This is a genomic window from Pantoea sp. Acro-807 (genome assembly GCF_011752675.1).
In the GTDB taxonomy this organism is placed as follows: domain Bacteria; phylum Pseudomonadota; class Gammaproteobacteria; order Enterobacterales; family Enterobacteriaceae; genus Pantoea; species Pantoea eucrina.
Genome location: NZ_VWXE01000001.1, coordinates 233,052 through 259,058, shown reverse-complemented (window position 1 = coordinate 259,058; position 26,007 = coordinate 233,052). Strand labels below are relative to the sequence as shown.

Below are 26,007 nucleotides of genomic sequence, written 5' to 3'. Positions count from 1 at the left end.
TCTAACAGCGAGATCGTAATTAAAACGCCATGAGCGACGACCATTCTCAAAACAACGACGCCCCCAGTAGTAAAAAGGGCTTCTTTTCCCTGCTGCTTAGCCAGCTGTTTCACGGTGAACCTAAAAATCGTGATGAACTGCTGGGTCTGATCCGTGATTCTGAACAAAAAGAGCTGATTGACCAGGATACCCGCGACATGCTGGAAGGGGTGCTCGACATCGCCGAACAGCGCGTACGCGATATCATGATCCCACGCTCACAGATGATCACCCTGAAGCGCAATCAGAGTCTGGAAGAGTGCCTGGCCGTGATTATTGAATCTGCGCACTCCCGTTTTCCGGTCATCAGCGAAGATAAAGATCACGTTGAAGGCATTCTGATGGCGAAAGATCTGCTGCCGTTTATGAGCAGCAGCGCTGAGCCCTTCAGTATGGAAAAGGTGCTGCGTCCTGCGGTAGTGGTGCCGGAAAGCAAGCGCGTTGACCGCATGCTGAAAGAGTTCCGCTCGCAGCGCTATCATATGGCGATTGTTATTGATGAATTTGGTGGCGTATCTGGCCTGGTGACCATCGAAGATATTCTGGAGCTGATTGTCGGCGAAATCGAAGATGAGTATGACGACGAAGAAGATCGCGACATCCGTCAGCTGAATCGCCATACCTACACGTTACGCGCGCTGACGCCGATTGAAGATTTCAACGAGGCGTTCGGCACCGATTTCAGCGATGACGAAGTGGATACGATTGGCGGTCTGGTTATGCAGGGCTTTGGCCACCTTCCGGCTCGCGGCGAGAGTATCACTATTGATGGCTACCACTTCAAAGTCGCTATGGCGGACAGCCGTCGTATTATTCAGGTGCATGTGAAAATTCCGGAAGATTCTCCACAACCGCAACTCGAAGACGAATAACTTTATGGCATCTGCCTCTCTTTTTTCCCGCCAGCGGGTGCGTCTGCTGCTGGCGCTGATAGCGGGTGCCACCGGCACCCTCGCCTTTTCTCCTTACGATTTCTGGCCTGCGGCGCTTATCTCCCTGGCGGGTTTGCAGGTATTACTGCTAAACCGTCGTCCTGCCCAGGCTGCAGCGCTTGGCTTTACATGGGGCTTTGGCCTGTTTGGCAGCGGCATTAACTGGGTCTATGTCAGCATCGCTACCTTTGGCGGTATGCCCGGGCCGGTAAACGTCTTTCTGGTGCTGCTGCTGGCAGCATATCTGGCGCTCTATCCGCTGCTGTTTGCCGTGGTGCTCAACCGCTTCTGGCCGCGCGCTACTCTATGGCGGCTGGCGCTGGCGGCGCCGGCGTTATGGCAAATCAGTGAGTTTCTGCGCGGCTGGGTCCTGACGGGTTTCCCCTGGCTGCAGTTTGGCTACAGCCAGATTGACGGTCCGCTGAAAGGTATTGCGCCGCTTGCGGGCGTAGAGACCATTACCTTTCTGCTGATGATGATTGCCGGCCTGCTGGTCTTTGCCCTGCATCAGCGCAGTCTGAAAAGCCTGATTGTTGCCGCAGCCCTGCTGCTGCTGCCGTGGCCGCTGCGTATGCTGCACTGGTATCAGCCGCTGCCGGCACGCAGTGTGGACGTGGCGATGGTACAGGGTAATATCCCGCAATCGATGAAGTGGGATCCGCAGCAGCTGCGCGACACGCTGCGCGTCTATACCAGCTACAGTCAGCCCTATATCGGCAGTGCGCCGCTGATTATCTGGCCTGAATCAGCTATTACCGATCTTGAAAGTAACCAGCAGCCCTTTTTACAGGCGCTGGACGCGGAACTGCGCGCGCGCGGCAGCAGTTTGATCACCGGCATTGTTGACTCACGCGTTGAGGGTGATAACCGCTATCACGACTATAACTCCGTCATCGTGCTCGGTGGCAAACAGCCTTATAACTACCAGAGCCGTAACCGCTATCAGAAAAATCACCTGGTGCCGTTCGGCGAGTTTGTGCCGCTGGAGAGCCTGCTTCGTCCGCTGGCGCCGTTCTTCGATCTGCCCATGTCCTCTTTCAGCCGCGGTGCTTACATCCAGCCACAGCTGAACGTGGCGGGTTATAACCTCACCAGCGCCATCTGCTATGAAATCGTTCTGGGCGAACAGGTACGTGCCAACTTCCGGCCAGATACCAACTTCCTGCTGACGGTTTCAAATGATGCCTGGTTCGGCCACTCGATCGGTCCGTGGCAGCATTTTCAGATGGCGCGCATGCGTGCGCTTGAACTGGGACGCCCGCTGCTGCGCTCGACAAACAATGGCGTTACGGCCGTGGTCAACGCCGACGGCGACGTTGAAAAGATGATCCCGCAGTTTACCCGCCGGGTACTGGAGGCGCGCGTAACGCCTGCTGCAGGCGAAACGCCCTATGCGCGCAGCGGTATCTGGCCGGTCTGGTTACTGACGCTGGCAGCGATCACCGCCGCCATTGCACGCCGGCGCGTCTGACGCTCGCGTCTCCCTGAAAGCGAAGCCACGGCTTCGCTTTTTTTTGTCTTTCCGCTGAAACATTCTCCTGCAATGCTGCGTAATGTGGCACGAAGCTTGCTGTTAACCATAACGACAGCGGCGAATCCCGGCAGCAGGCTTGTTGTCGTGAATTTCACGCACTGTTAACGGGCATGATTGCGCACTGAAACAGCGCAAGGCAGCTACATTGCCTTGTAATGGTGCGGAGCGGCTCGCAAAAAACAAACTTTTTTGTTTCATTGCGTTAACATTTCGCTATGTTAGTCCCCTATCCTGCGCGCAGTTGCGCTAAAGGATTATTAAAAAAGCAGCAGGACACAGACATAACATCACGCTCTGCGCAGTTTTATTCTGCGCGACATTCACACGAAGGAGTTGGAACATGCAAATGCGCAAAGTGGCCTTATCACTTCTGCTGTTGGGAGCAGCAGCGGGCGCGGCTCAGGCAGAAGATTTCACCGGCACGCTGAAAAAGATTAACGACAGCGGCGTTATTGTCGTCGGCCATCGTGAGTCATCCGTTCCCTTTTCTTATTATGACAACCAGCAAAAAGTCGTCGGCTATTCGCAGGACTACTCCAGCGCCATTGTGGCAGCGATCAAAGCCAAACTGAATAAACCCGATCTGCAGATCAAGATGCTGCCAATTACCTCGCAGAACCGCATTCCTCTGCTGCAGAACGGCACTTACGATTTTGAATGTGGTTCCACGACAAACAACGTTGAGCGTCAGCAGCAGGCGGCCTTCTCTGACACCATCTTCATCATCGGCACCCGTTTACTGGTGAAAAAAGGCGGTGACATTAAAGATTTCACCGATCTGAAAGGCAAAACGGTTGTGGTCACCTCCGGTACCACCTCTGAAATTCTGCTGCGCAAGCTGAATGATGAGAAAAAGCTCGATATGCGCATTATCAGCGCTAAAGATCATGGCGATTCGTTCCGCACGCTGGAAACCGGACGTGCCGTCGCCTTTATGATGGATGATGCCCTGCTGGCCGGTGAGCGCGCCAAGGCGAAAAAGCCTGATAACTGGGAGATTACGGGTACCGCGCAATCCAAAGAGGCTTACGGCTGCATGCTGCGTAAAGACGATCCACAGTTCAAACAGCTGCTGGATGAAACCATTGCTAAGGCACAGACCTCCGGTGAAGCGACCAAATGGTTTGATAAATGGTTTAAACAGCCTATTCCGCCAAAAAACCTCAATCTGAATTTTGAACTCTCCTCCGATATGCAGGCCCTGTTTAAATCACCTAACGACAAGGCGCTGTAACGTAACAACGATAACAAGGGCGGCCAGGCTGCCCTCCTGATTGCTGAACATGCGGTACGGACAGACAGACTGCTGCGGGTCGTTCCCCTGCGGCAGGAAAAAAGAGACCGCTCAACAATCTTATGGGTAGCCTGGCTACCCTTTTTTACCGGAGCTCGTTATGGGTATCGACTGGAACTGGGGCATCTTTTTACAGCAGGCTCCGTTCGGCAATACGACCTACCTTGGCTGGCTGTGGTCCGGATTTCAGGTGACCGTCGCGGTCTCCTGCTGCGCCTGGATTATCGCCTTCCTGGTGGGATCGCTGTTTGGCATTCTGCGTACCGTACCGAATCGCCTGCTGGCTGCGATTGGCACCTGCTATGTAGAGCTGTTTCGTAATATCCCGCTGATTGTGCAGTTTTTCTTCTGGTATCTGGTGGCGCCGGAACTGGTTGGTGAGAAGCTCGGCATGTGGTTTAAGGCGGAGCTTGATCCAAACATTCAGTTCTTCCTCTCCTCCATGATCTGTCTCGGACTTTTTACCGCAGCGCGCGTCTGCGAGCAGGTGCGGGCGGCGATTCAGTCGCTGCCGCGCGGACAGAAAAATGCCGGACTGGCTATGGGGCTGACGCTGCCACAAACCTATCGTTATGTGCTGCTGCCTAACGCCTACCGGGTGATTGTGCCGCCGATGACCTCGGAAATGCTGAACCTGGTCAAGAACTCCGCCATCGCCTCCACGATTGGCCTGGTCGACCTGGCTGCCCAGGCGGGCAAGCTGCTCGACTACTCGGCGCACGCCTATGAGTCCTTTACTGCGATTACGCTCGCCTATGTCGGCATCAATCTGGTGATTATGCTGGTCATGGGTCTGGTAGAACGCAAAATTCGCCTGCCCGGCAACCTGGGAGGGAAATAATGTACGATTTTGACTGGAGCTCTATTCCGCCCAGCCTGCCCTACCTGCTTAATGGCATGGTGATTACGCTTAAAATTACCGCCGTCGCGGTGGTGTTCGGCATTATCTGGGGCACCATTCTGGCCGTTATGCGCCTCTCAACGTTTGCCCCGGTACGCTGGTTTGCAAAACTCTACGTCAACCTGTTCCGTTCAGTCCCTTTGGTGATGGTACTGCTGTGGTTCTATCTGGTTGTGCCGAGTTTTCTGCAGCAGGTGCTGGGCCTGTCGCCGCAGACGGATATTCGTCTTATCTCTGCCATGGTGGCCTTTGCGCTGTTTGAGGCTGCTTATTATTCGGAGATTATTCGCGCCGGTATCCAGAGCATCTCTCGCGGACAATCAAATGCCGCACTGGCGCTCGGCATGACGCAGTGGCAATCAATGAAGCTGATTATTCTGCCGCAGGCGTTTCGCGCCATGGTGCCGCTGCTGCTTACTCAGGGCATTGTGCTGTTCCAGGATACCTCACTGGTCTATGTACTGAGCCTGGCTGATTTTTTCCGCACCGCCTCTACCATTGGCGAGCGCGATGGTACCCAGGTAGAAATGGTTCTGTTTGCCGGTCTGGTCTATTTCGCGATCAGCCTGAGCGCGTCGTTGCTGGTTAGCTATCTGAAAAGAAAAAGGACAGTTTAAATGATTAGCCTGAAAAATGTTTCTAAGTGGTATGGGCACTTTCAGGTGCTGACCGACTGCTCAACCGAGGTAAAAAAAGGAGAAGTGGTGGTGGTCTGCGGGCCCTCGGGCTCGGGCAAATCCACGCTGATTAAAACCGTCAACGGACTGGAGCCGGTTCAGCAGGGCAGCATTCAGGTCAACGGCACTGAAGTGAACAATAAAAAGACTAATCTGGCCAAACTGCGCAGTCAGGTCGGCATGGTGTTTCAGCACTTTGAGCTGTTTCCTCATCTGAGCATTATCGATAACCTGGTGCTGGCGCAGGTAAAAGTACTGAAGCGCGATAAAACGGCGGCGCGAGATAAAGGACAAGCCCTGCTGAAGCGCGTGGGGCTCTCTGCCCACGCGGAGAAGTTTCCGGGGCAGCTTTCAGGAGGCCAGCAACAGCGTGTGGCCATCGCCCGTGCGCTCTGTATGGACCCGATCGCCATGCTGTTTGATGAGCCCACCTCCGCGCTCGATCCGGAGATGATCAATGAAGTGCTGGATGTCATGGTTGAACTGGCAAACGAAGGCATGACGATGATGGTGGTGACGCACGAAATGGGCTTTGCGCGTAAGGTGGCTAATCGCGTTATCTTTATGGATGAAGGAAAAATTGTCGAAGATACCCGCAAAGATGACTTCTTTAATAATCCGCAGTCCGGGCGCGCGAAAGAGTTCCTGGCAAAAATTCTGCACTAACCGCTGAACCATGCGCGCCGCCTGCACACACGCAGCGGCGCGCTGTTAACGCAATCTGTCAGGGTTCAAACGGCTGGCGCTGAAACTGATCGTGATTGCACTCAGGGCAGCGCGTCAGGCTTTCAGGCGTATAGATAGCGCGCGTAAAGCCGCAGTTTTCGCACACCAGATTACCCAGCCCCACCACCTCACCGCTCTGATAAACGCCGTGATGATGCAGGTCTTTAAACACCTCACGCCACTCCAGCTGACTCTTATCTGTGATATCCGCCAGCTCTTTCCACAGGCTCTCACGGATCACACGTAAAAAGACCGAATCTTCCAGCGCGCTCTCCGCTTCGGGATAGCTGCGGGAGAATTCGTAAAGATCGCGTCGCACCGCCCGCATTACTTCATCCACTTCAGAAGATGAGAGACTCTCGTCGGTCAGCAGATCCTGACGCGCTTCCGCGACCAGCGCGTCGATATCGCGTTCACCGTGCTCCAGTCGCTGGGTTAACGTTGCTACCGTGGTTCGATACGCCTGCGCCACGTTATTCATTTTATTCTCCTTTCTGCTGTGAGGGCTGCTGTAAGTTTAGCCGCTTTATCGCAAAAGCTCTGACGGTCATCGCGGAAATTGCAAAAGCGCGGAAGCCGCAACGCATTCCGCAGAAAAGCGGCGGAGAGGGACGGTGAAATGTTGTTGAGGGCGGGGCTTATGGGTATGCTATGCGGATCATAAGTAGACAAACCCGGCCTGTCCGATGCGGCGGTCAAGCCATCAGGCGACGATGTCAGCGGCTCTGCTGCTGCACCAGACGGTCCGGGAAAACGATTTTTACTAAGGATCACAGGCAGCCATGCAAGAGCAATACCGCCCGGAAGAGATAGAATCCCGCGTCCAGCAGCACTGGGACGAAAATGAAACCTTCAAAGTCACCGAGCAGGAAGGCAAAGAGAAATATTACTGCCTGTCGATGCTGCCCTATCCTTCTGGCCGCCTGCACATGGGTCACGTGCGTAACTACACCATTGGCGATGTTATTGCCCGCTATCAGCGCATGCTGGGCAAAAACGTTCTGCAGCCGATTGGCTGGGACGCTTTTGGTCTGCCCGCTGAAGGCGCTGCGGTAAAAAATAATACTGCGCCGGCGCCATGGACCTACGACAACATCAACTACATGAAGAACCAGCTGAAGCTGCTGGGCTTTGGCTACGACTGGAGCCGTGAACTGGCGACCTGTCAGCCAGAGTACTATCGCTGGGAACAGTGGTTCTTCACCAAACTTTACGAAAAAGGCCTGGTGTACAAAAAGACCTCGGCGGTGAACTGGTGCCCGAACGATCAGACCGTGCTGGCTAATGAGCAGGTAATCGATGGCTGCTGCTGGCGCTGCGACACCAAAGTTGAGCGCAAAGAGATCCCGCAGTGGTTTATCAAAATCACCGACTACGCTGAAGAACTGCTTAACGACCTCGACAAGCTGGATGAGTGGCCGGAGCAGGTTAAAACCATGCAGCGCAACTGGATCGGCCGTTCAGAAGGGGTTGAAATCACCTTTGACGTTGCGCACAGCGACGAAAAGGTCACGGTTTACACCACCCGTCCCGATACCTTTATGGGCGCGACCTACGTCGCCGTGGCGGCGGGTCATCCGCTGGCGCGACAGGCTGCCGCAGGCAATCCGGTGCTGGCCGATTTCATTGCCGAGTGCAGTACGACTAAAGTCGCAGAAGCGGATATGGCCACGATGGAGAAAAAAGGCATGGCGACCGGCCTGTCTGCTATCCATCCGCTGACCGGTGAAGCCATTCCGGTATGGGTCGCGAACTTTGTACTGATGGAATATGGCACCGGTGCGGTGATGGCGGTACCTGGTCATGACCAGCGCGACTGGGAGTTTGCGACTAAATATGGCCTGAACATCAAGCCTGTTATCCGCAACCTCGATGGCACAGAACCCGATCTGAGCAGCGGTGCCATGACCGAAAAAGGCACGCTGTTTAATTCCGGTGAGTTTGACGGTCTGGATCACCAGGCGGGCTTTAACGCAATCGCCGACGCGCTGACGGCAAAAGGCGTTGGCGTACGCAAAGTTAACTACCGTCTGCGCGACTGGGGCGTTTCGCGTCAGCGCTACTGGGGTGCACCTATTCCGATGGTCACGCTGGAAGATGGCACGGTCGTCCCTGCGCCAGAAGATCAGCTGCCGGTTATCCTGCCGGAAGATGTGGTCATGGATGGTATCACCAGCCCGATCAAAGCGGACCCGGAGTGGGCTAAAACTACCGTGAATGGTCAGCCAGCACTGCGCGAAACTGATACCTTTGACACCTTTATGGAATCTTCCTGGTACTACGCGCGCTATACCTGCGCTAACTACAACGAAGGCATGCTGGATCCGGCGGCGGCCAACTACTGGCTGCCGGTAGACCAGTACGTAGGCGGTATCGAACACGCCATCATGCACCTGATGTACTTCCGCTTCTATCACAAGCTGCTGCGTGACGCGGGCCTGGTTAACTCCGATGAGCCAGCAAAACGCCTGCTGTGTCAGGGCATGGTGCTGGCGGACGCGTTCTACTATGTTGGCGTTAACGGCGAGCGCAACTGGGTCTCTCCGGTTGATGTTACCGTTGAGCGCGATGATAAAGGACGTATTACCAAAGCAGTGGACAATCAGGGCCGCGACGTTATCTACGCCGGCATGAGCAAAATGTCGAAGTCGAAAAACAACGGCATCGATCCACAGCTGATGGTTGAGCGTTACGGCGCCGATACCGTACGCCTGTTTATGATGTTTGCATCGCCGGCAGATATGACCCTGGAGTGGCAGGAGTCTGGTGTGGAAGGCGCTAACCGCTTCCTGAAACGCGTCTGGAAACTGGCTTACGATCACGTAGCGAAAGGCGCAACTGTCGCGCTGGATGTCAGCGCACTGAATGATGAACAGAAAGCGCTGCGTCGCGATCTGCATAAAACCATTGCGAAAGTCGCAGATGACATTGGTCGTCGCCAGACCTTTAACACCGCTATCGCTGCTATCATGGAGCTGATGAACAAGCTGCTGCGCGCGCCGCAGGAGAGCGAACAGGATCGCGCACTGATGCAGGAAGCGCTGGTCGCCGTTACGCGCCTGCTCTATCCGTTCACGCCGCACGCCAGCTATGTCCTGTGGCAGGCGCTGGGTGGCGAAGGCAGCATTGATAATGCGCCGTGGCCGGTAGCGGATGAAGCCGCAATGGTCGACGATTCAATGCTGGTTGTCGTTCAGGTTAACGGTAAAGTACGCGGTAAAGTCACCGTGGCAGCAGATGCCACTCAGGAGCAGGTGCAGGCGCGAGCCGCACAGGAGCCACTGGTGGCAAAATATCTGGACGGCGTCACCCTGCGAAAAGTGATTTATGTCCCTGGCAAACTGCTTAACCTGGTCGTGGGTTAAGTTCAGGAGGAACTGTGCGACAACTAGTTATCAGGCTGTTTGTCCTGTTTGCGGTGCTGGTCACCGCAGGCTGTGGATTTCATCCGCGCGGCACCACTCAGGTGCCACCGGAGATGAAAACGCTGATTGTACAGAGTGGCGATCCTTACGGCCCGCTGGCGCGCACCGTGCGTCAGCAGCTGCGCATCAACGATGTAAACATCATTGAGGACAGCAAAGAGGCCAGCGCAACCTACCCGACGCTGCGTCTGGGAGGCGTGCGGCAGGCGCGTGACACGGCTTCAGTGTTTATCAGCGGTACCACGGCAGAATATTCGCTGGTGATGACGCTGACCGCACAGGTCGTGCTGCCCGGCAAAGGGATTTACCCTATCAGCACCACGGTCTACCGCTCGTTCTTCGACAACCCTAACGCCGCACTGGCAAAGGATGCGGAACAGGATATGATCCTGCAGGAGATGCGTCAGCGTGGAGCAGAGCAGCTGGTGCGTAAACTGCTGACGGTCCATGCCGCGCAGCTCAATAATAAAGAGACGCTGCCGGAGCCGGAGATCATCGCCCCGGGTTCTGATTCACCGGAAGTGCCCTCCTCTTCCGCCACCAGTCTGCAATGATCAGGATTTATCCTGAGCAACTGCGCGCGCAGCTTCGTGAGGGGCTGCGCGCCTGCTATTTTCTCGCCGGTAATGAACCCCTGCTGATCCAGGAGAGTGCGGATGCTATCCGCGCTGCTGCCGGCAGTCAGGGATTTGAAGAGCACTTTTCGGTCACGCTGGATGCCCAGACTGACTGGCAGGCGCTTTTTGCCAGCTGTCAGGCGCTGAGCCTGTTCACCCTGCGCCAGACGCTGACGCTGACGCTGCCGGAAAACGGCCCGAATGCTGCGATGGCTGAGCAGCTGGTTACCCTCTCTGCCCTGCTGCATAGCGATATCCTGCTGGTGCTGCGTATGACAAAGCTGACCAAAGCGCAGGAAAACAGCGCCTGGTACAAAGCGCTGAGTCCGCAGGCGGTGCTGGTGCCGTGTCAGACGCCGGAACAGGCACAGCTGCCGCGCTGGGTCGCCGCGCGGGCCAAAGCGATGCAGCTCAGCGTCGATGAGGCAGCGGTTCAGCTGCTGTGCTACTGCTATGAAGGCAATCTGCTGGCACTGGCTCAGGCGCTGGAGCGGCTGTCGCTGCTCTGGCCTGACGGCAAACTGACGCTGCCGCGCGTGGAAGCCGCAGTCAATGATGCGGCCCATTTTACGCCATTTCACTGGGTGGATGCGCTGCTGGCGGGGAAAGGCAAGCGGGCGCTGCATATCCTGCATCAGCTGCAGAAAGAGGAGAGCGAACCGGTGATCCTGCTGCGCACCCTGCAGCGCGATCTGCTGACGCTGCTGCATCTGCAGCGCAATCAGGCTAAGCAGCCTCTGCGCACGCTGATGGATCAGCAGCGCATCTGGCAAAACCGGCGCGCGCTCTTCACCGGGGCGCTGCAGCGGCTGGACGCCGAACGACTGCATCAGGCGGTACACCTGCTGGCTGAGCTGGAGCTCACCATGAAGCAGGATTATGGCCAGAACCTCTGGCCGCAGCTGGAAACGCTCTCGCTGCTGCTCTGTCAGCGTCACTTTCCGTCAGGATTACATTATGTCTGAACTCTGCGCCCTGTTTGGCGGCACGTTTGATCCGGTGCATTATGGTCATCTGCGTCCGGCAGAGGCGCTGGCGCAGCAGGTCGGACTGAAAAAAGTCACGCTGATGCCTAACAATGTTCCCCCCCACCGGCCACAGCCGGAAGCGAGTGCCGCACAGCGGGTGGCGATGCTGCAGTGTGCGATTGCCGACCGGCCGCTGTTTGATATCGACACGCGCGAACTGCAGCGTCAGACCCCCTCCTGGACAGTGACTACGCTGGAAGCACTGCGCCAGGAGCGCGGCCCGCGGCAGCCGCTGGGCTTTATCATCGGTCAGGATTCGCTGCTGTCGCTGCATAAATGGCATCGCTGGCAGGAACTGCTGTCACTCTCCCATCTGCTGGTTTGCAAACGGCCGGGCTATGCGACGAAAATGGGTTCGCCTGAGATGCAGCGGTGGCTGGAGCAGCATCAGACGCAGGACAGTGCGGCGCTGCATCAGGCACCGGCAGGCCATATCTGGCTGGCGGAGACGCCGCTTTATGCGATTTCTGCCACCGAGATCCGCCAGCGGCGCCATCAGGGAGAATCCTGCAGCACGCTGCTGCCGCCAGCGGTGATCGACTATATCGATCGCGCTGGCCTCTATCTGAATGCTCCGCCCGCCGGCGCGGGTAAATAACCCGGATATATATCTCCTCCGGTTGTAGCATGCTATACTGCGCCGCTTAATTTTTGGCTGCATTTCCGGGCATTCAGCCAGCCCGCATTACCTGTTTTTAAGGGGAACCTTTTGCAAGGCAAAGCACTCCAAGAGTTCGTTATTGATAAGATTGATGATCTGAAAGGCCAGGATATCATTGCGATTGATGTCCAGGGCAAATCCAGCATCACCGATTACATGATCATCTGCACCGGCACCTCAACCCGCCACGTCTCCGCTATTGCCGATCACGTTATGCAGGAGTCCCGCGTAGCTGGCCTGACTCCGCTGGGCGTGGAAGGTAAAGCAGCGGCAGACTGGGTTGTCGTCGATCTCGGTGACGTCATTGTGCATGTAATGCAGGAAGAGAGCCGTCAGCTTTATGAGCTGGAAAAGCTCTGGAGCTAAGCAGTGAAACTGCAACTTGTAGCCGTTGGCACCAAAATGCCCGACTGGGTTCAGACCGGTTTTATGGAGTATCTGCGGCGCTTTCCGAAAGATATGCCGTTTGAGCTGACTGAAGTTCCGGCCGGGAAACGCGGCAAAAACGCTGACATCAAACGCATTCTGGAAAAAGAAGGTGAAGCGATGCTGGCGGCAACAGGCAAAGGCAACCGTATTGTCACGCTCGACATTCCCGGACAGCCGTGGGAGACCCCGCAGCTGGCGCAGCAGCTGGAGCGCTGGAAGCTGGATGGTCGTGATGTCAGCCTGCTGATTGGTGGTCCTGAAGGCCTGGCTCCGGCGTGTAAAGCCGCTGCTGAACAGAGCTGGTCGCTGTCGGCGCTGACGCTGCCTCATCCGCTGGTACGCGTGCTGGTTGCTGAGAGCCTATACCGCGCCTGGAGTATCACCACGAATCACCCTTATCATCGTGAATAAACGCCCGACAACCTCCAGATAAAAACGCAGCGGATGAAACTACAGAGCAACGCTTTTCGCGATTACACTGCCGAACAAAAACTGTTTGTCCGCCGCGCCCTTGTGGCGTTCATCGGCATTCTGCTGCTCTCCTGCGTGCTGGTTTTCAACCTCTATCATCTGCAGATCCTGCGCTTTGATGATTACAGCACCCGCTCGAATGAAAACCGTATCAAGCTGGTGCCGGTCGCCCCGAGTCGCGGCATCATCTACGATCGCAACGGCGTTCCGCTGGCGCTGAACCGCACGATTTACCAGGCTGAACTGGTGCCGGAAAAAGTTGACGACCTTAAGCAGACGCTGCAGGCGCTGCGACCAGTGCTGGATCTGACTGACGACGATATCGACGCTTTTGAAAAAGAGCGCAAGCGCTCGCGTCGCTTTACCTCTATTCCGGTAAAAACCGGCCTGAATGAAGTACAGGTCGCACGTTTTGCCGTGAATCAATACCGCTTTCCCGGCGTGGAAGTTAAAGGCTACCAGCGCCGCTATTATCCTTATGGTCAGACGCTGACCCACGTTGTGGGATACGTATCGAAAATCAACGATCGTGACGTAAAACGCCTTGATGAAGAGGGCAAGTGGCCTAACTATGCCGCCACGCATGATATTGGCAAGCTCGGTATCGAAAACTACTACGAAGATGTGCTGCATGGCAAAACCGGCTATGAAGAGGTTGAGGTCAATAACCGCGGACGCGTGATACGCCAGCTGCATGAGCAATCCCCGCAGGCGGGCCGCGATATCTGGCTGACCGTTGACCTGCGGCTGCAGCAGTACATTGAAACGCTGCTGACCGGCAGCCGGGCGGCGGTAGTCGTCAGCGATCCGCGCACCGGTGAGATCCTGGCGCTGGTCTCCACGCCAAGCTACGACCCCAACCTGTTTGTCGATGGGATCTCCAGTAAAGATTACAAGGCGCTGCTCAGTGATGAAAACCGGCCGCTCTATAACCGTGCGCTGCAGGCTGCCTATCCGCCCGCCTCAACGGTAAAACCTTACGTAGCGGTATCAGCGCTGAGCGCGGGGGTCATTAACCGTAATACCAGCCTGTTTGATCCTGGCTGGTGGCAGCTGCCCGGTTCTGAAAAGCGTTATCGCGACTGGAAAAAGTGGGGCCACGGCCGTCTTAACGTGACCAAATCGCTGGAAGAGTCAGCCGATACGTTCTTCTATCAGGTCGCCTACGATATGGGCATCGATCGCCTCTCCGAGTGGATGACTAAATTTGGCTATGGTCATCGCACCGGTATTGACCTGCCGCAGGAGAGCGCCGGTAACATGCCGACGCGCGACTGGAAAATGAAGCGTTTTAAAAAGCCCTGGTATCAGGGTGACACCATTCCGGTCGGCATCGGACAGGGTTACTGGACCGCTACGCCGGTACAGATGAACAAAGCGATGATGATCCTGATTAATGACGGCGTGATCAAAGTGCCGCATCTGCTGCGCGCTACGCGTGAGGGCAGCGCCATGGTGCCTTATCGTCAGCCGCCTGATGCGCCGATTGGCGATATTCACTCCGGGTACTGGGAAATTGCCAAAGATGGCATGTATGGCGTCGCCAACCGGCCTAACGGGACTGCGCACAAAAGCTTTGCTGATGCGCCCTATAAGATTGCTGCCAAATCAGGTACCGCCCAGGTATTTGGTCTGAAAGAGAATGAGACCTATAACGCGCATAAAATTGCCGAGCGCCTGCGCGATCACAAACTTATGACCGCGTTTGCGCCGTACGACAAACCGCGGGTGGCCGTGACCATCATTCTGGAGAACGGTGGTGCCGGCCCGGCGGTGGGAACCGTGATGCGCCAGATCCTCGATCACATAATGCTGGGTGACAATAATACGGTGCTGCCTGAAGCCGCCCCGACGCCGCCCGGCTACGAAGGTGAATAATCATGTCGATGAACGATAGTCCGCAGAAAAGGACGATCTGGACGCGTATCCATATCGACCCGCTGTTTATGTTAATTATTCTCGCGCTGCTGACCTACAGCGCCATTGTGATCTGGAGCGCCAGCGGGCAGGATCCGGGCATGATGGAGCGTAAGCTGGGTCAGATTGCCATGGGCACGGTGATTATGCTGGTCATGGCGCAGGTTCCGCCGCGCGTTTATGAGAGCTGGGCGCCCTATCTCTATATTGTCTGCGTGATTTTGCTGATAGCCGTTGACGCCTTTGGTCATATCAGTAAAGGCGCACAGCGCTGGCTGGATCTTGGATTCGTCCGCTTTCAGCCGTCAGAGATCGCCAAAATTGCCGTGCCGCTGATGGTTGCGCGCTTTATTAACCGCGACGTCTGTCCGCCCACGCTGAAAAATACCGGCATCGCGCTGGTGCTGATCTTTATGCCCACGCTGCTGGTGGCCGCACAGCCCGACCTCGGCACCTCTATTCTGATCGCCGCTTCCGGCCTGTTTGTGCTCTTCCTGTCCGGTATGAGCTGGAAACTGATTGGCGTTGCGGTGCTGCTGGTTGCGGCCTTTATTCCGGTGCTGTGGTTTTTCCTGATGCATGACTACCAGCGCGATCGCGTGATGATGCTGCTCGATCCCGAAAGCGACCCGCTCGGCGCGGGGTATCACATTATTCAGTCCAAAATAGCTATCGGCTCAGGCGGGCTGCGCGGTAAAGGCTGGCTGCACGGCACGCAGTCACAGCTGGAGTTTCTGCCGGAGCGCCATACCGACTTTATCTTTGCCGTGCTGGCAGAGGAGCTGGGCCTGGTCGGCGTGCTGCTGCTGCTGCTGCTCTATCTGCTGCTGATTATGCGCGGCCTGATCATCGCCGCACGGGCGCAAACCACGTTTGGTCGCGTGATGTCAGGCGGATTAATGCTGATTCTGTTTGTTTATGTTTTCGTTAATATCGGCATGGTAAGTGGTATCTTACCGGTGGTTGGCGTACCGCTGCCGCTGGTCAGTTACGGCGGTTCGGCGCTGATCGTATTAATGGCGGGGTTCGGCATTGTCATGTCGATCCATACTCATCGAAAAATGTTGTCTAAAAGCGTTTAAGAGGCTGCACATGCGTAAGGACTGGCTTGGGGTTGCACTGGCGTCACTGGTATTAAGTGCCTGTACCACACAGGAACCGCAAACAAATACGCCGCCGCCACAGCCGGCGTATAACGGTCCGGTAGTGGAGATCCCGGGCGTTGAGCCGCGCTATGAACCGATTAATCCGGCTACCAGCCAGGATTACAGCGTGAATGGCAAAACCTGGCGCGTGGTCAAAAATCCATCTGACTTCAGCGAAGTTGGCCTGGCAACCTGGTATGGCGATGAGGCTAAAGGCAACCGTACCGCTATCGGTGAAACTTACGATCCTGATGCACTGACCGCTGCGCACCCTACCCTGCCGCTGCCGAGCTACGTACGCGTTACCAATATGGCGAACGGCCGGCAGATTGTGGTGCGCGTTAACGATCGCGGTCCCTACATGCCCGGGCGCATTATCGATCTGTCACGCGCCGCCGGCGATCGTCTGAACATTTCTAATAACACCCGTGTGCGGGTCGATTTTATCAACGTTGCGCCTGATGGCTCACTCTCCGGCCCTGGTACAATTGGCACCAGGGTGGCGAAGCAGAGCTATGCGCTGCCTGCCCGTCCCGATCTCAGCGGCGGCAATGTGATGAACGGCGGCAGTGCGCCACAGCCGACAGAATCAGACGTACGCGAGGTTGATAACCGTTCGCTGCAGGGCGACGACAGCCTGGGTGCGCCGGTACAGAGCAGCGGCTTTCTGGGCGCGCCGCAGCCGTTAGCAACCGGCGTGCTGGAGGGCAGCGAGCCGTCTCCGGCCCCTGCGCCAGCACCCGCGGTAGCGGCACCTGCTGCTACCGCCGCCGCGGCCAGCGCGGGCGCACCGGCCAGCGGCAGCTTTGTTGTTCAGGCTGGCGCGCTGAACGATGCGGGTCGCGCGCAGCAGCTGGCCAGCACGCTCGGTAAGCGCTTCGGCGTGCCGGGTAAGGTTGAGACCAGCGGTAATGTCTATCGTGTTCAGCTTGGCAGCTTTGCCCGTCGGGCTGACGCCGCAGCGCTGCAGCAGCGCCTCAGTACCGAAGCGCAGATTAACGCCTTTATTACCACAGCCCGTCCCTGATAGTGACGGACAGTAACATTTACGGCTAAAACTGACCGGCAATGCGGGATGCTGCCCGATCCCGCATTTGCTATAGTAAGGCACTTTTTTCACCCTAACCCCACGGATGTTGTAGTCCTTAACATGAATACGCTGAAACCTTCTCGTTTGCTGAAACGCCTGACAGTGGGATCACTGGTCGCCCTCTCTCTCAGCCATGTTGCCTTTGCTGATGATATCAATCTCAAAACTATGATTCCGGGCGTGCCGGACATTGATGCTGAGGCTTATGTACTAATCGACTATAACTCCGGTAAGGTGCTGGCCGAAAAAAACGCCGATGCGCGCCGCGATCCCGCCAGCCTGACGAAAATGATGACCAGCTACGTCATTGGTCAGGCGGTTAAAGCCGGTAAAATCCATCAGGATGACATTGTTACCGTGGGTAAAGACGCCTGGGCTACCGGCAACCCGGTATTCAGAGGCTCATCGCTGATGTTCCTTAAGCCAGGCGATCGCGTGCCGGTCTCCCAGCTGACACGCGGCATCGTGCTGCAGTCCGGTAACGACGCCTGTGTCGCAATGGCGGATTATGTGGCTGGCAGTCAGGACGCGTTTGTTAACCTGATGAATAACTATGTCGGGGCGCTAGGTCTGAAAAACACCCATTTCCAGACGGTACATGGGCTGGATGCTGACGGCCAGTACAGCTCCGCGCGCGATATGGCGCTGATTGGTCAGGCGCTGATCCGCGACGTGCCGGATGAGTATGCTATCTATCGTGAAAAAGAGTTCACCTTTAACAATATTCGTCAGATGAACCGCAACGGCCTTTTGTGGGACAGCAGTCTGGCGGTGGACGGCATCAAGACCGGCCATACTGAAGCCGCGGGCTACAATCTGGTGGCGTCTGCCACCGAAGGCCAGATGCGCCTGATCTCCGCCGTAATGGGCGGTCACACCTTTAAAGGACGCGAGACCGAAAGCAAAAAGCTGCTGACCTGGGGCTTCCGCTTCTTTGAAACCGTGGCACCCCTGAAAGCGGGTAAAGAGTTTGCTTCTGAACCGGTCTGGTTCGGTAATACCGATCGCGTTCAGCTGGGCGTGGAGAAAGATGCCTATCTGACTATCCCGCGCGGCCGGATGAAAGATCTGAAAGCGAGCTATGTGCTGAACAACACCGAACTGCACGCGCCGCTGAAGAAAAACCAGGTGGTTGGCAGCATTAACTTCCAGCTGGATGGTAAAACGGTTGAACAGCGTCCGCTGGTAGTACTGAATGAAGTTGAGGAAGGCGGTTTCTTTGGCCGTATCATCGACTACATCAAACTGATGTTCCATCACTGGTTTGGCTGATTTACGGTTGAAAAACCACCAGCTCGCCCATAAATAAGATATGATCAAGGCTCTCGCCCAGGCGGGAGCCTGTTTTTTTAAGCACCGGAGCCAATATGAAAACCAAACTGAATGAACTGCTCGAATTCCCTACCCCGTTTACCTATAAAGTTATGGGACTGGCGCAGCCAGAGCTGGTTGATCAAGTGGTTGAAGTGGTGCAGCGGCATGCGCCTGGCAACTATACACCTGATGTAAAGCCCAGCAGCAAAGGCAACTATCACTCTGTATCCATTACTATTAACGCGACCCATATTGAGCAGGTTGAAACGCTCTATGAAGAGCTGGGTAACATCGATATCGTGCGCATGGTACTGTAACACCGGCGCTGGCAAAGCCCGCTTTGCCAGCGTTATACTCAGGCTTTCCCTCTTTACCGGACCTCCGCTGTGTCTGCAAATACGCTCCTTGTACGCAACCTCGGCCTGCGCGACTGGCAGCCCGTCTCCGATGCCATGCATCACTTCACCGATACCCGCAATGCGGAAACGCCCGATGAGCTCTGGCTGGTTGAGCACGCGCCGGTCTTTACGCAGGGACAGGCTGGTAAAGCTGAACATCTGCTGATGCCGGGCGATATCCCGGTGGTGCAGAGCGATCGCGGCGGTCAGGTGACGTATCACGGCCCGGGGCAGCAGATCATGTACGTGCTGGTGGATATTAAGCGGCGCAGGCTGGGCGTGCGCGAGCTGGTTACGGCGCTGGAAGAGACCGTCATTGCCACCCTGGCAGAGTACGGCGTGACGGCGCGCGCGCGCGCAGATGCGCCCGGCGTCTATGTGGGTGATGACAAAATCTGTTCACTCGGACTGCGCATCCGTAAAGGCTGTTCATTCCACGGGCTGGCGCTGAATATCGCAATGGATCTGGCTCCGTTCCTGCGTATCAATCCATGCGGCTATGCCGGGATGAAGATGACGCAGCTGAGCCGGTTCCGGCCTGACGCTATGCCAACTGATGTGCGTCCGCGTCTGGTGGCACACTTTGCACGTCTGACAGGATTTGAAGAGATGGCGTGGCAGGATGAAAGCGCGGACTGACCTTGTCTGTGCGTGCGTATTTACAAAATTGTAACCTTTCTCACCGCATAGCGGCTGCTTATGCAGCGGCGAGATGATATAATTTTTGCAAATTTTTCAAAAAAAGTTGAAAGCCTGGTTCTCAGTTTGAGTGAGGAAGCTTTCAAATCGCAATCCCGATCGGAACCTGCAGATTTATGAGTAAACCAATTCAGATGGAACGCGGCGTCAAGTATCGCGATGCCGACAAAATGGCGCTGATTCCGGTGAAAACCGTGGTCACCGAGCGCGACGAAATTCTGCGTAAGCCGGAGTGGATGAAGATCAAGCTGCCGGCTGACTCCAGCCGCATCCAGGGCATTAAAGCTGCGATGCGCAAAAATGGCCTGCACTCTGTTTGCGAAGAAGCGTCCTGCCCTAACCTGGCAGAGTGTTTTAACCACGGCACCGCCACCTTTATGATCCTTGGCGCCATCTGTACCCGCCGCTGCCCGTTCTGCGACGTGGCACACGGTCGTCCTAACGCCCCTGATGCGAACGAGCCGCTGAAGCTGGCGCAGACCATTGCCGATATGGCGCTGCGGTACGTGGTTATCACCTCTGTCGATCGTGACGATCTGCGTGACGGCGGCGCACAGCACTTTGCTGACTGCATCACGGCTATTCGTGAGAAGAGTCCCAGCATCAAAATTGAAACGCTGGTCCCTGATTTCCGCGGGCGTATGGATCGTGCGCTGGAGATCCTCACCGCCACGCCGCCTGACGTGTTTAACCACAACCTGGAAAACGTGCCGCGCGTTTACCGTCAGGTGCGTCCCGGCGCTAACTATGAGTGGTCACTTAAGCTGCTGGAGCGCTTTAAAGAGGCGCATCCTGATATTCCGACCAAATCGGGCCTGATGGTGGGCCTGGGCGAAACCAACGCGGAGATCGTGGAAGTGATGCGCGATTTGCGCCGTCACGGTGTGACCATGCTGACGCTGGGACAATATCTGCAGCCGAGCCGCCATCATCTGCCGGTACAGCGCTATGTCAGCCCGGCGGAATTTGATGAGATGAAAGAAGAAGCGATGGCGATGGGCTTCACTCACGCCGCCTGCGGCCCGTTTGTGCGCTCTTCTTACCATGCGGATATGCAGGCTAAAGGACTGGAAGTAAAATAATCCTCTGCTGACATCCTCCTGATACAAAAAAACCAGCCTCTGTGAGTCTGGTTTTTTTTCATCACAACTTGTTACAGTTGTGCGGCCCGGGCACGCCTTTACTCTTTATGGCTGACGCGCTCTGCCGGGATCTCATCTGCACTGCTCTTTGCAACGGTGCTGTCGTCGTCTTTCATGGCTTTTTTAAAGCCCTTGATCGCCGATCCTAAATCACCGCCCAGCGAACGCAGCTTATTGGTACCAAATAACAGAACAATAAGTGCACCGATAATCAGCAGCTTGGCAATACTGATACCTTCCATACTCTACCTTCAGCTCTCACGTATAACAGACAGCCTTTATTAACGCGCACTCTGCGCCGGCACTCAACAGAATTCTGTAACAGAGTAAGATCGGATCGGTCACTCCTGACGCAGCTGCGGCGTGGCAAAGCGACGGTTCTCCAGCACCGGCAAAATGCGGCGTGCGTAAGCGAGTCGCTCCGCCTCAAGATCGGCGAAGATCAGCGTGGCAGATTCAGCAGCCTGCGCGATCGTCACCCCCAGCGGATCGATCGTCATGCTGTTGCCAATATTACGCGGCCCGCATTCACCAGTGGCGACCAGATAACAGGTGTTTTCCAGCGCCCGGGTCGCTGTCAGTAACGCCCAGTGACGCTCTTTCTGCGGCCCTCTGACCCACGCAGCGGGCAGCACCAGTACCTCTGCCCCGTCAAGCGCCAGGCGTCGCGCCAGCTCAGGAAAACGGATATCGTAGCAGGTCATCAGCCCGACCTTCATGCCGGCGACCTCAATCAGCGGCGGGATAGTGCTGCCTGCCGTAACGCGCTGTGATTCCTGCATCGCAAAGGCGTCATAGAGATGCAGTTTGGCGTAGTGCGCAATGATCCTGCCATTACGCAGGGCGATCAGCACATTTTGCGTTTTTCCTGCGGCAGCCGGTACGTGCACGCTCATAATCGTGGTGAGGCTGTTCTCTGCGCTCTCAGCCAGCAGCGCGCTGACAAACGGCCCATCAAGTGGCTGGGCCGCCTGCAGAATACGATCGGGATGCTCTCTGTCCTGCATCAGTACCGCTTCCGGCAGCACCAGCAGATCGGCTCCTCCTGCCCGCGCACGCTGCATCAAATCGCGACAGGTGACGATATTCTCCTGCCATTCGCTGCTGACGGCGAACTGCCCCATTGCCGCTCTCATTGTCTCTCCTCCGATACCGGTGCGCTAACAGAGATCTTTTGTATGGTAGCGCGGTGACTCCACATAGCCTTCACGTGCGTAAAACTGATTAGCTTTAAGCCGCGAAGCGTGACAGTGCACCTCCATACGATCGCAACCTCGCTGCCGCGCCAGCTGTTCAGCGTGGGACAGCAGCTGCTGGCCGCTGCCTTTACTGCGTCCACCTTCAGCAATGCAAAAGTAGCTGATGCGGGCAAAATCACCTGCCAGCGCCAGCTGCGGAATAAAATGCAGCGACAAAAATCCCAGTACCTGCGTTCCGTGTTCAGCCACCAGCAGGATCTCATCCTGATGAGTACAAAGCTGCACCAGCCGCGCTTCAATAAAGTGCTCAGTGCCACTATAGCCAAGCTCAGCCAGCAGCGCGCTCAGGGCGAAACAGTCATCAGGCCGCGCCTCACGTATATGCATAGTGCTTCTCCTTATATCGGGCTGATGTTTATATAGCCTGTGAACGGGAAAAGCTGCAAGCGGCAGTGGTTAAAACTCTGGTTTGTGAAGCATTGAGCGCACTCTGCGACGTCATATTTCTGTCATCTGAGCTTAAGGCTGACTTAATCTTGCTTTGGCATGCTGAGGGAAATCACATCTGAGGCGAGTAGAATGAAAAACTGGATCCCACGTTCTTCGGAAGAGATGCTGGCACTGACTTTTGCTGCGGTAGTGGTAGCCGCCTGGCTAATCACCTGGTGGCAGAACTGAAAAAAGAATAAAAAAAACCCGCCATCAGGCGGGTTTTTAAAATTCTGACTGTTAACTTACAGAGCGGTAACGTTAGCAGCAGATGGGCCTTTAGCGCCGTCGGTGATTTCAAACTCTACACGCTGACCTTCAGCCAGAGTTTTGAAGCCGTTGCTCTGGATAGCAGAGAAGTGTACGAATACATCTTTGCTGCCATCTTCTGGAGTAATGAAACCGAATCCTTTGGACTCATTAAACCACTTAACGTTACCTTTGATCTTGGACATCTATATTACCTTTACATGAAAAATGGACACTAAACTGTGTCGTCATCTAGTACAGCAATTGCAGTGGCATTTGTCCAGTCCGAATTGATGAAAAAGTGATAAATATCGGATTTTTGTCTTTGCATCACACTTTTGCACTTATGTGCTCGCTTAAAACTGGAATCTGAGCCAGGCAAAATAGACGTTGCCGTTGTTATAAGTACCGGGAATGTAAGTCATTTGAAACGTGGCGGGTCCGTAGCCTACGGATGCCAGCGGCAGCACCAGCGGCACCGGAATATATTTCCAGTTATCGCGCGCGGTGAAGCCAGCCGTATAGCCAGCTCCCAGATGAAAACGCTGATCCTGCAGCGGACGCCACGTCGCTTCCCAGCCATAGCCGGCAATCGGTTCCCACTTGTTGAAGGAGTCTTTAAACGCCATCACGTAGAGCCCGTTCCAGTTACCCTTATCGTCCCAGCGCGAGATGCCGCCCCCTGCCCCCCACGGCCGTTCGTTATATTTTCTGATGTGCGCATCATCATACGTCCAGCGGTTGTGCCAGGTGATGGCAGGCACATAAAGATCGTAATGCTGCGGCGCAGACCAGGTCTGAGCCACATTATCGCTGAAACTATTCCATCCCGCTTTAAGCGCGGCGCCTGCCGTAGCGGCTGAGGCAGAAAATGAGACCAGTAAGGTCAACACGCAGCCCGACATGGCTGCTGAAACGTGTCGATTCACGGATAAAACCCTGTTATTGCAAAATTTAATAGCGTGCAGAACCTCTGTAGCCAGCTCTGCAAAAGTGATTGCTGCATTTTTGCGTCTGAAATTGCCAAAAGTAGCGGTAATCCTTTTCAGATATAGCCTGAAATAACGCGCATGCAAGGGCCTATTGTACCTGCGAAGGCCGTTACGAATAAAACCGCAGTTAAACGAATCAGAAAAAGTGCTTTTGTGACATAAAGTGCAGTTTTGAAAATCGGCTAAAAGCAAAAAAATGTTATTTATCATAAAATAACGTAAATTTTGTCTGCCACCATACAGATAAACAGAATTAATCATTTGAAGCCAGGGTCTGATTGCGATATTTCTTATTTTCCGGGAGGGAACAGGGAGAGAAACGGTGACGATTTGTTGCAGCCAGTGCGGCAGTAAAAAATTCTTTTATACGTGCCAGCGGAGTGAAGCTTCAGAGCCGGCAACTCATCACGGCGCACGCTGTGCCGTATGCAGAAAGCCGCTAAACAGTTCGGATGTTAAACCGCCTGAAATAGCCGTCAGAGAGGCTATTGTACGTTATGCGCGATAACAATTTCAGGCACCCGCAGGTGCCTGAACACGTCAGAAAATCAGCTTGAATACACCCGTAATAGTCAGCAGCCCGACAATAAAGACAATCGCAATGATCCACAGAAATATTTTCATTATTCGCTCCTTCAGTTTGAAAATTTATGCATCCGCCGATGAGTATAGCTGAATATCCTGAACGCGCCGCACGCTGCCGATACGCGTTTCGCTTCACCGGCCAGGTGAATAAGCCCGTGCTATTTCTGCGAGCAGGGTCGCAGCTCAGCCATTAACTGGCCCTGCAGGCGCTCTTTACAGATTTCGACGCGCTAAACTTAAAGCGCCTGTGACGGGCCTCAATGGTTATCTCTGTTAGCGAAACGAGGAGAAATTATGAGTACGATTAATACCAGCATGGGACGTTATAGCCTGAAGGCGAAGGAGGTCGGCAGCCATATTAAAGGGAGTATCGCTATTAACGATGAAGGCGGTACACAGCTGACCATGCAGGAGTTTGATGAGCCCTGTGTGGATGATGTGGTAAATAATGTCATCTACCCAATAACGGGGGGGAATTATGAAATTACCCGTGCACTGCACGAGCAGATGGTGAAAGCGGGTTTTAAGCAGCCACATTAAGGCTGTCGGGCCACAATTCTGTGGCCCGTTATAAGCATTACAGCGCAGCAGAGAGCAGCAGACAGCCTGCCAGACCGCATACGGAAATAATCGTCTCCAGCGCCGACCACGATCGGATAGTCTCACCGATGGTGAGATTAAAATACTCTTTAAACAGCCAGAAGCCGGGATCGTTAACGTGCGAGAAGATAACGCTGCCGGAGCCTACTGCTATCACCATCAGCTCAGGGCTGGCACCACTGGTCACGATCAGCGGTGCAACAATCCCGCCAGCCGTAATGGCGGCAACCGTGGCTGAACCCAGCGCAATACGCAGGATCGCCGCAATCGACCAGGCCATAAAAATCGGCGACAGATTGGTCGCATGCATCATGCCCGCAATATATTTATCCACGCCGCTGTCTACCAGCACCTGTTTAAAGGCTCCGCCACCGCCAATAATCAGCAGCATCATTGCAATGATCTTGATGGAGTCGGTGATGGTGCCCATCACCTCATCCATGCTGCGTCCGCGATTCAGACCGAAGGTAAAAATAGCGATAAGAACGGCGATCAGCGTTGCCATAATCGGGTCGCCAAAAAATTCAGCGTAAGGCAGCAGTACGTGTCCTTTCGGCAGCAGCATCTCAGCCACCGCACGCAATGCCATCAGGATCACTGGCACCAGCGCGGTCCAGACGCTGACGCCAAATCCTGGCATCTCTGCTTCTGTAAAGGTTTTGGGATTCCACAGCCCTTCCGGAATTGGCTTATCGATGCCTTTCAGAAAACGCGCATACACCGGGCCAGCCAGAATCACGGTAGGGATCCCCAGCAGCGTGCCGTAAAGCAGCGTTTTACCCATATCAGCGTTAAACAGCGTCGCGATCGCGGTCGGACCCGGATGCGGCGGCAGAAAACCGTGCGTTACCGAGAGCGCGGCTGCCATGGGAACGCCGACGTAAAGCAGCGGCACGCGCGCTGAGGCAGCGATACTGAATACCAGCGGCAGCATCAGTACAAACCCTACCTCATAAAACAGCGCAAAGCCCACGGTAAAACCGGTCAGCACCAGTGCCCACTGGATATGCTTCTCACCAAATTTTGCAATCAGGGTGGTGGCGATACGCTGCGCGCCGCCGCAGTCAGCCAGCAGCTTGCCCAGCATGGCTCCAAAGCCCATAATCAGCGCCAGGCTGCCAAGTGTCCCGCCTACGCCGGTTTTGATTGAGCCGATCACTTTATTGACCGGCATGCCCTGCATCATGCCCACCGCCAGCGCCACCAGAATCAGCGCGATAAAGCCGTTAAGTTTGAAGCGAATCATCAGCAGCAGCAGCAGCGCTACGCCGATGGCCACATAGAGTAATGGCATGGTTATTCTCCACTTTTTACGCGCGGCGTCAGTTGCCAGCGGGTTGCGTTGTACTACCGGATCGGCCAGATGCGGCCGGATGTTGCGAAATGCGTCATACTGTTACCGGTATCATGTTAAGGGCAACACCGGGCCGGTAACATCAGAGCAGCGGGCTGAA

27 protein-coding genes are annotated in these 26,007 nt (G+C 55.4%); 20 read left to right on the top strand and 7 right to left on the bottom strand.

Features of this window, described 5'->3' with window-relative positions; translation table 11 throughout:
- Window positions 1-29: 29 nt before the first annotated feature.
- The 6 genes from corC (at window position 30) to F3J39_RS01230 (ending at window position 6,043) form a co-directional block, all read left to right on the top strand.
- Window positions 30-911: a CNNM family magnesium/cobalt transport protein CorC gene (corC, locus tag F3J39_RS01255; protein ID WP_039383156.1), complete on the top strand. Its 882-nt coding sequence runs from the start codon at window positions 30-32 to the stop codon at window positions 909-911.
- Window positions 912-915: 4 nt separating this feature from the next.
- Window positions 916-2,442, top strand: coding sequence for an apolipoprotein N-acyltransferase (gene lnt, locus F3J39_RS01250; RefSeq protein ID WP_039383154.1), 1,527 nt, complete (start codon window positions 916-918; stop codon window positions 2,440-2,442).
- Window positions 2,443-2,845: 403 nt separating this feature from the next.
- Window positions 2,846-3,739, top strand: coding sequence for a glutamate/aspartate ABC transporter substrate-binding protein (locus F3J39_RS01245; protein ID WP_104084662.1), 894 nt, complete (start codon window positions 2,846-2,848; stop codon window positions 3,737-3,739).
- Window positions 3,740-3,899: 160 nt separating this feature from the next.
- Window positions 3,900-4,640: an amino acid ABC transporter permease gene (locus F3J39_RS01240; RefSeq protein WP_039383152.1), complete on the top strand. Its 741-nt coding sequence runs from the start codon at window positions 3,900-3,902 to the stop codon at window positions 4,638-4,640.
- Window positions 4,640-5,317 (top strand): glutamate/aspartate ABC transporter permease GltK, encoded by a 678-nt coding sequence (gltK, locus tag F3J39_RS01235; RefSeq protein ID WP_039383151.1) that lies wholly within the window; start codon window positions 4,640-4,642, stop codon window positions 5,315-5,317. The genes F3J39_RS01240 and gltK overlap by 1 nt, the downstream gene beginning before the upstream one ends.
- A complete protein-coding gene (locus tag F3J39_RS01230; protein WP_039383149.1) occupies window positions 5,318-6,043 on the top strand; it encodes an amino acid ABC transporter ATP-binding protein in 726 nt (241 codons plus the stop codon).
- A gap of 58 nt (window positions 6,044-6,101) precedes the next feature.
- Here F3J39_RS01230 and F3J39_RS01225 read toward each other — a convergent pair whose 3' ends face one another.
- On the bottom strand, window positions 6,102-6,584 hold the full coding sequence (locus F3J39_RS01225; RefSeq protein ID WP_039383147.1) for a zinc ribbon-containing protein: 483 nt from the start codon (window positions 6,582-6,584) through the stop codon (window positions 6,102-6,104).
- A gap of 301 nt (window positions 6,585-6,885) precedes the next feature.
- On the opposite strand from F3J39_RS01225, the gene leuS reads away from it, so the two are divergent.
- The 13 genes from leuS to lipA all read left to right on the top strand — a co-directional run bounded on the left by leuS (window position 6,886) and on the right by lipA (window position 20,379).
- Window positions 6,886-9,468 carry a leucine--tRNA ligase gene (gene leuS / locus F3J39_RS01220; protein WP_071668981.1) on the top strand — a complete coding sequence of 861 codons (2,583 nt, stop codon included), beginning with the start codon at window positions 6,886-6,888 and terminating at the stop codon, window positions 9,466-9,468.
- A 14-nt stretch (window positions 9,469-9,482) separates the two neighbouring features.
- Window positions 9,483-10,082 carry an LPS assembly lipoprotein LptE gene (gene lptE, locus F3J39_RS01215; protein ID WP_039383142.1) on the top strand — a complete coding sequence of 200 codons (600 nt, stop codon included), beginning with the start codon at window positions 9,483-9,485 and terminating at the stop codon, window positions 10,080-10,082.
- Window positions 10,079-11,110: a DNA polymerase III subunit delta gene (gene holA, locus F3J39_RS01210; protein WP_039383140.1), complete on the top strand. Its 1,032-nt coding sequence runs from the start codon at window positions 10,079-10,081 to the stop codon at window positions 11,108-11,110. The genes lptE and holA overlap by 4 nt, the downstream gene beginning before the upstream one ends.
- Window positions 11,103-11,771 carry a nicotinate-nucleotide adenylyltransferase gene (gene nadD, locus F3J39_RS01205; RefSeq protein WP_166713770.1) on the top strand — a complete coding sequence of 223 codons (669 nt, stop codon included), beginning with the start codon at window positions 11,103-11,105 and terminating at the stop codon, window positions 11,769-11,771. Before holA ends, nadD begins: the two co-directional genes overlap by 8 nt.
- A gap of 111 nt (window positions 11,772-11,882) precedes the next feature.
- Window positions 11,883-12,200, top strand: a complete 318-nt coding sequence (rsfS, locus tag F3J39_RS01200; RefSeq protein ID WP_071668979.1) for a ribosome silencing factor — start codon at window positions 11,883-11,885, stop codon at window positions 12,198-12,200.
- 3 nt (window positions 12,201-12,203) lie between these two features.
- The gene (gene rlmH / locus F3J39_RS01195; RefSeq protein ID WP_071668978.1) at window positions 12,204-12,674 is read left to right on the top strand and encodes a 23S rRNA (pseudouridine(1915)-N(3))-methyltransferase RlmH; all 471 of its coding nucleotides are present in this window, start codon (window positions 12,204-12,206) and stop codon (window positions 12,672-12,674) included.
- Between the two features lie 33 nt (window positions 12,675-12,707).
- On the top strand, window positions 12,708-14,612 hold the full coding sequence (mrdA, locus tag F3J39_RS01190) for a peptidoglycan DD-transpeptidase MrdA (RefSeq protein WP_071668977.1): 1,905 nt from the start codon (window positions 12,708-12,710) through the stop codon (window positions 14,610-14,612).
- Window positions 14,613-14,620: 8 nt separating this feature from the next.
- The gene (gene mrdB, locus F3J39_RS01185; RefSeq protein WP_039385756.1) at window positions 14,621-15,733 is read left to right on the top strand and encodes a peptidoglycan glycosyltransferase MrdB; all 1,113 of its coding nucleotides are present in this window, start codon (window positions 14,621-14,623) and stop codon (window positions 15,731-15,733) included.
- A gap of 10 nt (window positions 15,734-15,743) precedes the next feature.
- The gene (gene rlpA / locus F3J39_RS01180) at window positions 15,744-16,823 is read left to right on the top strand and encodes an endolytic peptidoglycan transglycosylase RlpA (protein WP_104084660.1); all 1,080 of its coding nucleotides are present in this window, start codon (window positions 15,744-15,746) and stop codon (window positions 16,821-16,823) included.
- Window positions 16,824-16,946: 123 nt separating this feature from the next.
- Window positions 16,947-18,158 (top strand): D-alanyl-D-alanine carboxypeptidase DacA, encoded by a 1,212-nt coding sequence (gene dacA / locus F3J39_RS01175; RefSeq protein WP_039383127.1) that lies wholly within the window; start codon window positions 16,947-16,949, stop codon window positions 18,156-18,158.
- A 95-nt stretch (window positions 18,159-18,253) separates the two neighbouring features.
- Window positions 18,254-18,517: a DUF493 family protein YbeD gene (ybeD, locus tag F3J39_RS01170; RefSeq protein ID WP_166713769.1), complete on the top strand. Its 264-nt coding sequence runs from the start codon at window positions 18,254-18,256 to the stop codon at window positions 18,515-18,517.
- A 69-nt stretch (window positions 18,518-18,586) separates the two neighbouring features.
- Window positions 18,587-19,237: a lipoyl(octanoyl) transferase LipB gene (lipB, locus tag F3J39_RS01165; protein ID WP_166713768.1), complete on the top strand. Its 651-nt coding sequence runs from the start codon at window positions 18,587-18,589 to the stop codon at window positions 19,235-19,237.
- Window positions 19,238-19,413: 176 nt separating this feature from the next.
- On the top strand, window positions 19,414-20,379 hold the full coding sequence (lipA, locus tag F3J39_RS01160; protein ID WP_039383121.1) for a lipoyl synthase: 966 nt from the start codon (window positions 19,414-19,416) through the stop codon (window positions 20,377-20,379).
- A gap of 98 nt (window positions 20,380-20,477) precedes the next feature.
- On the opposite strand, the gene tatE is transcribed toward lipA, so the two are convergent.
- From tatE to pagP, 5 genes are all read right to left on the bottom strand, one after another.
- The gene (tatE, locus tag F3J39_RS01155; RefSeq protein WP_039383119.1) at window positions 20,478-20,681 is read right to left on the bottom strand and encodes a twin-arginine translocase subunit TatE; all 204 of its coding nucleotides are present in this window, start codon (window positions 20,679-20,681) and stop codon (window positions 20,478-20,480) included.
- 99 nt (window positions 20,682-20,780) lie between these two features.
- The gene (locus F3J39_RS01150) at window positions 20,781-21,575 is read right to left on the bottom strand and encodes a deaminated glutathione amidase (protein WP_108569685.1); all 795 of its coding nucleotides are present in this window, start codon (window positions 21,573-21,575) and stop codon (window positions 20,781-20,783) included.
- 24 nt (window positions 21,576-21,599) lie between these two features.
- The gene (locus F3J39_RS01145; RefSeq protein WP_166713767.1) at window positions 21,600-22,025 is read right to left on the bottom strand and encodes a GNAT family N-acetyltransferase; all 426 of its coding nucleotides are present in this window, start codon (window positions 22,023-22,025) and stop codon (window positions 21,600-21,602) included.
- A gap of 347 nt (window positions 22,026-22,372) precedes the next feature.
- Window positions 22,373-22,582 (bottom strand): transcription antiterminator/RNA stability regulator CspE, encoded by a 210-nt coding sequence (gene cspE, locus F3J39_RS01140; protein WP_010615627.1) that lies wholly within the window; start codon window positions 22,580-22,582, stop codon window positions 22,373-22,375.
- Window positions 22,583-22,732: 150 nt separating this feature from the next.
- Window positions 22,733-23,305: a lipid IV(A) palmitoyltransferase PagP gene (gene pagP, locus F3J39_RS01135; RefSeq protein WP_071669036.1), complete on the bottom strand. Its 573-nt coding sequence runs from the start codon at window positions 23,303-23,305 to the stop codon at window positions 22,733-22,735.
- A gap of 942 nt (window positions 23,306-24,247) precedes the next feature.
- On the opposite strand from pagP, the gene F3J39_RS01130 reads away from it, so the two are divergent.
- Entirely contained in the window at window positions 24,248-24,493 is a 246-nt protein-coding gene (locus tag F3J39_RS01130; RefSeq protein ID WP_104084656.1) for a hypothetical protein, read from the top strand.
- Window positions 24,494-24,530: 37 nt separating this feature from the next.
- Here F3J39_RS01130 and gntT read toward each other — a convergent pair whose 3' ends face one another.
- Window positions 24,531-25,847 (bottom strand): gluconate transporter, encoded by a 1,317-nt coding sequence (gene gntT, locus F3J39_RS01125; protein WP_039383106.1) that lies wholly within the window; start codon window positions 25,845-25,847, stop codon window positions 24,531-24,533.
- Between the last annotated feature and the right edge of the window lie 160 nt (window positions 25,848-26,007).

What these genes read in the sequence shown, in the direction of transcription:
- lipA (WP_039383121.1), top strand. Translation starts at nt 19,414, where the DNA reads ATGAGTAAACCAATTCAGATGGAACGCGGCGTCAAGTATCGCGATGCC.
- gntT (WP_039383106.1), bottom strand. Translation starts at nt 25,847, where the DNA reads ATGCCATTACTCTATGTGGCCATCGGCGTAGCGCTGCTGCTGCTGCTG.
- F3J39_RS01150 (WP_108569685.1), bottom strand. Translation starts at nt 21,575, where the DNA reads ATGAGAGCGGCAATGGGGCAGTTCGCCGTCAGCAGCGAATGGCAGGAG.
- F3J39_RS01130 (WP_104084656.1), top strand. Translation starts at nt 24,248, where the DNA reads ATGAGTACGATTAATACCAGCATGGGACGTTATAGCCTGAAGGCGAAG.
- lnt (WP_039383154.1), top strand. Translation starts at nt 916, where the DNA reads ATGGCATCTGCCTCTCTTTTTTCCCGCCAGCGGGTGCGTCTGCTGCTG.
- mrdA (WP_071668977.1), top strand. Translation starts at nt 12,708, where the DNA reads ATGAAACTACAGAGCAACGCTTTTCGCGATTACACTGCCGAACAAAAA.
- ybeD (WP_166713769.1), top strand. Translation starts at nt 18,254, where the DNA reads ATGAAAACCAAACTGAATGAACTGCTCGAATTCCCTACCCCGTTTACC.
- leuS (WP_071668981.1), top strand. Translation starts at nt 6,886, where the DNA reads ATGCAAGAGCAATACCGCCCGGAAGAGATAGAATCCCGCGTCCAGCAG.
- holA (WP_039383140.1), top strand. Translation starts at nt 10,079, where the DNA reads ATGATCAGGATTTATCCTGAGCAACTGCGCGCGCAGCTTCGTGAGGGG.
- nadD (WP_166713770.1), top strand. Translation starts at nt 11,103, where the DNA reads ATGTCTGAACTCTGCGCCCTGTTTGGCGGCACGTTTGATCCGGTGCAT.
- F3J39_RS01245 (WP_104084662.1), top strand. Translation starts at nt 2,846, where the DNA reads ATGCAAATGCGCAAAGTGGCCTTATCACTTCTGCTGTTGGGAGCAGCA.
- dacA (WP_039383127.1), top strand. Translation starts at nt 16,947, where the DNA reads ATGAATACGCTGAAACCTTCTCGTTTGCTGAAACGCCTGACAGTGGGA.
- gltK (WP_039383151.1), top strand. Translation starts at nt 4,640, where the DNA reads ATGTACGATTTTGACTGGAGCTCTATTCCGCCCAGCCTGCCCTACCTG.
- rlpA (WP_104084660.1), top strand. Translation starts at nt 15,744, where the DNA reads ATGCGTAAGGACTGGCTTGGGGTTGCACTGGCGTCACTGGTATTAAGT.
- F3J39_RS01240 (WP_039383152.1), top strand. Translation starts at nt 3,900, where the DNA reads ATGGGTATCGACTGGAACTGGGGCATCTTTTTACAGCAGGCTCCGTTC.
- cspE (WP_010615627.1), bottom strand. Translation starts at nt 22,582, where the DNA reads ATGTCCAAGATCAAAGGTAACGTTAAGTGGTTTAATGAGTCCAAAGGA.
- F3J39_RS01230 (WP_039383149.1), top strand. Translation starts at nt 5,318, where the DNA reads ATGATTAGCCTGAAAAATGTTTCTAAGTGGTATGGGCACTTTCAGGTG.
- F3J39_RS01225 (WP_039383147.1), bottom strand. Translation starts at nt 6,584, where the DNA reads ATGAATAACGTGGCGCAGGCGTATCGAACCACGGTAGCAACGTTAACC.
- corC (WP_039383156.1), top strand. Translation starts at nt 30, where the DNA reads ATGAGCGACGACCATTCTCAAAACAACGACGCCCCCAGTAGTAAAAAG.
- tatE (WP_039383119.1), bottom strand. Translation starts at nt 20,681, where the DNA reads ATGGAAGGTATCAGTATTGCCAAGCTGCTGATTATCGGTGCACTTATT.
- mrdB (WP_039385756.1), top strand. Translation starts at nt 14,621, where the DNA reads ATGAACGATAGTCCGCAGAAAAGGACGATCTGGACGCGTATCCATATC.
- F3J39_RS01145 (WP_166713767.1), bottom strand. Translation starts at nt 22,025, where the DNA reads ATGCATATACGTGAGGCGCGGCCTGATGACTGTTTCGCCCTGAGCGCG.